The organism is Achromobacter sp., from assembly GCF_057314935.1.
In genome coordinates this window covers 37,656-42,068 of the sequence record NZ_DBHKZA010000059.1, presented here as the reverse complement: position 1 = coordinate 42,068, position 4,413 = coordinate 37,656, and the positions used below count along the sequence as shown (strand labels likewise).

7 protein-coding genes are annotated in these 4,413 nt (G+C 65.6%); 2 read left to right on the top strand and 5 right to left on the bottom strand.

What is annotated here, in order from left to right; all coding sequences use genetic code 11:
- Window positions 1-462: PhnD/SsuA/transferrin family substrate-binding protein (locus ACO6D5_RS20710; RefSeq protein ID WP_485826402.1), on the top strand; the 462-nt coding region annotated here is incomplete at its 5' end.
- Window positions 463-530: 68 nt separating this feature from the next.
- The gene (gene phnE, locus ACO6D5_RS20705) at window positions 531-1,334 is read left to right on the top strand and encodes a phosphonate ABC transporter, permease protein PhnE (protein WP_485826403.1); all 804 of its coding nucleotides are present in this window, start codon (window positions 531-533) and stop codon (window positions 1,332-1,334) included.
- On the opposite strand, the gene ACO6D5_RS20700 is transcribed toward phnE, so the two are convergent.
- From ACO6D5_RS20700 to ACO6D5_RS20680, 5 genes are all read right to left on the bottom strand, one after another.
- Window positions 1,331-1,921, bottom strand: coding sequence for an ATPase (locus ACO6D5_RS20700; protein ID WP_315527693.1), 591 nt, complete (start codon window positions 1,919-1,921; stop codon window positions 1,331-1,333). The two genes, phnE and ACO6D5_RS20700, sit on opposite strands and share 4 nt — an antisense overlap.
- Window positions 1,918-2,181 (bottom strand): hypothetical protein, encoded by a 264-nt coding sequence (locus ACO6D5_RS20695; RefSeq protein ID WP_485826401.1) that lies wholly within the window; start codon window positions 2,179-2,181, stop codon window positions 1,918-1,920. The genes ACO6D5_RS20700 and ACO6D5_RS20695 overlap by 4 nt, the downstream gene beginning before the upstream one ends.
- A gap of 78 nt (window positions 2,182-2,259) precedes the next feature.
- A complete protein-coding gene (locus tag ACO6D5_RS20690) occupies window positions 2,260-2,772 on the bottom strand; it encodes a GAF domain-containing protein (RefSeq protein WP_315527689.1) in 513 nt (170 codons plus the stop codon).
- Window positions 2,769-3,743 (bottom strand): Bug family tripartite tricarboxylate transporter substrate binding protein, encoded by a 975-nt coding sequence (locus tag ACO6D5_RS20685; protein WP_485826400.1) that lies wholly within the window; start codon window positions 3,741-3,743, stop codon window positions 2,769-2,771. The genes ACO6D5_RS20690 and ACO6D5_RS20685 overlap by 4 nt, the downstream gene beginning before the upstream one ends.
- Before the next feature lie 64 nt (window positions 3,744-3,807).
- Window positions 3,808-4,413 (bottom strand): gamma-glutamyltransferase (locus ACO6D5_RS20680; protein WP_485826399.1); only part of this gene is annotated, 606 nt, incomplete at its 5' end.

Below are 4,413 nucleotides of genomic sequence, written 5' to 3'. Positions count from 1 at the left end.
GCCAGCAACCACGAAGCCAATCTGCTGTCGGTCATCAACAAGCAGGTGGATGTCGCGGTCAACAACACCGAGGCGCTGGAACGCTATCGCCTGAACACCGGCAAGGACGCCAATGACAGCGTGCGCGTGCTGTGGAAGTCGCCGCTGATCCCGGCGGACCCGCTAGTGATGCGCACGGACCTGCCTGCCGACCTGAAAGGCCGCATCCGCGACTTCTTCGTCAACTACGGCAAGGGCAAGGACGCCGAGCGCGAAATGGCCAACCTGAAGGCGCTGACGTATCAGGGCTTCCGCGCCTCCGACAACCAGCAGCTCGTGCCGATCCGCCAGATCGAACTGGCGCGTGAAAAAGCCAAGGTCGAAGCCGACAGCACGCTGGGCCAGGCGGAAAAGCAGAAGCAACTCGCCGAACTGGACGGGAAGCTGGCCAGCCTGGGCCAGCCCGCTTCCGCCAAGCAATAAGCCTTGCCGCAACACGCCGGCGCGTCGCCTGACGCGCCGGCGCCTGACCTCCGAATGCCTTCCCGCGGATCGCCTTTCTCCATGAACCTAGCCACCCATCCCGCCTGCCTGCCGCGCCGCGCTCGTCGCTGCCGGTCCTTCTTGTCTGGGCCGTCGTGCTTGCGCTGCTTGTCATGTCGTGGCGGGGCGCGGACATGCGGCCCCTGGACCTGCTGCGCGACTCGGGCAACATGGCCCAGTTCGCCGCGGACTTCTTCCCGCCCAACTTCCGCGACTGGCGCATGTACCTGGACGAGATGATCGTGACGGTGCAGATTGCCGTGTGGGGCACATTCCTCGCCATCGTGGTGGCCGTGCCGCTGGGCCTGCTGTGCTCGTCGAACATGGTGCCGGCGTGGGTCTACCAGCCCATGCGCCGCCTGATGGACGCCTGCCGCGCCATCAACGAGATGGTGTTCGCCATGCTGTTCATCGTGGCCGTGGGCCTGGGCCCGTTCGCAGGCGTGCTGGCCCTGTGGGTGCACACGACGGGCGTGCTGGCCAAGCTGTTCTCGGAAGCCGTCGAAGCCATCGACCCGCGTCCGGTCGAAGGGGTGCGGGCCACGGGCGCCAACGCGCTGGAAGAAATCGTCTACGGCGTGATCCCGCAAGTGCTGCCGCTGTGGATCTCGTATTCGCTGTACCGCTTCGAATCGAACGTGCGTTCGGCCTCGGTGGTCGGCATCGTGGGGGCGGGCGGCATCGGCACGGTGCTGTGGGAAATCATCCGCAGCTTCCGCTACGCGGAAACGTGCGCGGTGATGATCATCATCGTGGCGTTCGTGGTCGTGATCGACATGCTGTCGTCAAGGATACGCCGGGCGTTGATCTAGAGATTTTTCCGAAAGCTGTCCAAAATTTCGGTCGGCACCCATTCGGGGATTTTCGAAGATAAGAACCTGGGTTGGTGCTGAACACTGGACAACAGCAGACGCCGGCGCAAACCAGAGTTGTCCAGGAGCCAGAGACGGTCTGCCAGCCTTGATGCGTGCGTCAGATTTTCCATGCTGCGCGAAAACCTGCGCAGCAGATCTTTGGCCGGGACACGATGGCCGCCAGCGCGGACGCGCAATGCGACGCGAGCCATCGACAAAGCAACGTCATCAAGCCCTACAAAAATCAGGTTGATCTTATAGTCGCGTGCTTTGGCGACACCTATCAGATCCAACGCGCTGTTGCCGGTAAGCGTTGTTTCGATAGCAAATGAATCAAGGGCAGCCAGGTGGGCACGCCTTTCCTTCAAGGCCTGCCTGCCGGCCTGGATGATGTTCCGCGGGTTGTCGAAATCGGTTGGCGAGATTCGGCGGGCAATGTCGTCGGGATTCACGAAAGGCAGCCGGCCGTGCAGCCGGTCGCTGATGAGGGTCGATTTTCCCGCGCCATTGGGTCCGGCAACAACCCAGAGCTGAGGAATCGTCACGCCGCGGCGGGTTCGGATACCAGCTCCTCGGAGCCGTCGGCCGTGAATCTGACGAGCTGGCACGTACCATCAGGCTGCTTGCGAATGACATGGCCGGGCGGCATCAGCGCTTCACGGAAATAGACGGATCTTCCCGCCGCAAGATGCTGACGCGCGGCCCTGCCTTCATCGGCCGACAGTGCGGCGTCAAGGGTGCCCAGCAGCTTCGCTTCCTGCGCTGCCGAAATCTGGCCCAATGTTTCGATGGGAACGGTCTTCATGGTCTGGCGATTCCAGTGGCCTGAACGGCCCCATTCTAACGCCGGCGAACTGCGATGCTGTGCAAATGCGGGATGTTCTCAGCCCGCTTGCCGCAGCGCCAGGAACGCCGGCAGCGCCAGCAAGCCCGCCAGGCGGGCGTTGTCGATGTCGGCTTCCGAGACCTTTGCGCGCGGCATCAGGAAGTTCACGGTGCCCAGGCATGCGCCGGCGTAGACGACCGGGATGTTGATCACCGATTGCAGGCCCAGGTCGCGGATCGCGTCGTGGTCGTTGAAGAATTCGCGGATCGCGGCTTCGCCTTCGCCCACAAATACCTGTTGCTCAAGCAGGACGTGGCGGCCCCAGGGCGTGCCGCGCTTGTCCTTGCTGCCGCCCGGGGGATAGGCCTGGGGGTTCGAGCTGTACAGGCGCACCACGCGCATGGCGTCCGCGTCGTAGCGGTTGACGGTGCACAAGGCGTGGCCCAGCGCGGCGTGGGCGTAGGCGTCGATGGCTTGCAGCGCAGCCGCCGCGTCGGCCGAGGCGTAAGCCCGCGCGACGGCCTGCACGCCGGACGGCGCGGGATGCTGCGGGATAGCGTGGCCGGTCATTCCGCGGTGATCCCCAATTCCTTGATCAGCTTGCCGTACTTGTCGGCGTCGCGCGCCAGGATCTGGCCGAATTGCTCCGGCGTGGTCTCGGTCAGCAGCACGCCCATGTCGCCCATTTTCTTGATGACGTCGGGGCGCTTCAAGATCAGGTTGATCTCGCGGTTCAGGCGCGCGGTCAGTTCGGGCGGCATGCCCGCCGGGCCGAATGCGCCGTACCAGACCGACAGCTCATAGCCGGGCAGCGTTTCGGCGACGGTCGGCACCTCGGGCAAGAGGGGCGAGCGCTTTTCCTCGGTGACGGCCAGCAGTTTCAGCTTGCCGGTCTGCACGTGCGGCAGCGTCTGCGTGCCGGCGCTGAACAGCACCTGCGTGCGGCCGGCCACCGTATCCAGGACGGCAGGCGCGCCACCGCGGTAGGGGATGTGCATCATCTTCACGCCGGCGGCTTTCTCGAACAGCGCGGCGCTCAGGTGGTTGGTCGAGCCTTGGCCCGCCGACGCGTAGGCGACCGTATCCGGGCGCTCTTTCACGTAGGCGATGAATTCCTTCAGGTTGGCGGCGGGCACCGACGGGTGGACCACCATCGTGTTGGTCACCAGGGCCAGTTCGGCGATGGGCGTGAAGTCCTTCACTCCGTCGAAGGGCATGTTGGAGTACAGGGCCTGGTTCATGGTGTGAGTGCTCATCGAGCCTACCAGCAGCGTGTAGCCGTCGGGCTTGGCGCGGGCCACGAAGGTCGTGCCGATGTTGCCCGAGGCGCCGGAGCGGTTCTCGACGATGACGGACTGGCCCAGCGACTGGGTGAGCCCCTCGGACAGCACGCGCGCCAGGATGTCGGTGGAACCGCCGGCGGCCCACGGCACGATCAGCGTGATGGGCTTTTCCGGCCAGGCTGCCTGGGACAGCGCGGGCGCGGCCAGCGCCAGGCCGAACGCGCATGCGCGCAACAGTCGTTTGAATCGCAGTGTCATGGTGATTACCCCTTGTGCAAGTGCCGGTCTGGACGCCGGCTGGAATGGAACTGGTTGATCAGGATCATCGGCCGACGGCATAGCCCTGCATGCCGCGCGGATTGGCGCCGGCGCGCAGCAGCAATGCGCCGCCCGCCGCGGGTTCGCGCGTGCAGGCGCTGATGCGGCCTTCAGACCACGCCGGGCCGACCTTGACCTCGTGGCCGGCATCGCGCAGCGCCTGGACCGTGGCCTCGGGCAGGCGGGACTCCACCGTCAGGCGGTTCAGCGTCTGCGTGCGCGGCCAGAACGAACCGGGAAAGTGGTCGATGTGCCAGGAAGGCGCGTCGATGGCTTCCTGCAGGTTCATGCCCATCGCATGGCGCAGGAAGAACGCCACCGTCCATTGGTCCTGCTGGTCGCCGCCGGGCGTGCCGAACGCCATGTAGGGTTGCCCGTCGCGCAGCACCAGGCCGGGCGACAAGGTGGTGCAAGGGCGCTTGCCCGGCTGCAACTGGCCTGCGACGCCGTCGTCCAGCCAGGTCATCTGCAGGCGCGTCGTCAACGGGAAGCCCAGCCCCGGCACGACCGGGCTGGACGACAGCCAGCCGCCGGAAGGCGTGGCGGCCACCATGTTGCCGTCGCGGTCGATGACGTCGATCTGGCAGGTATCGCCCACGAAGATTTCGCG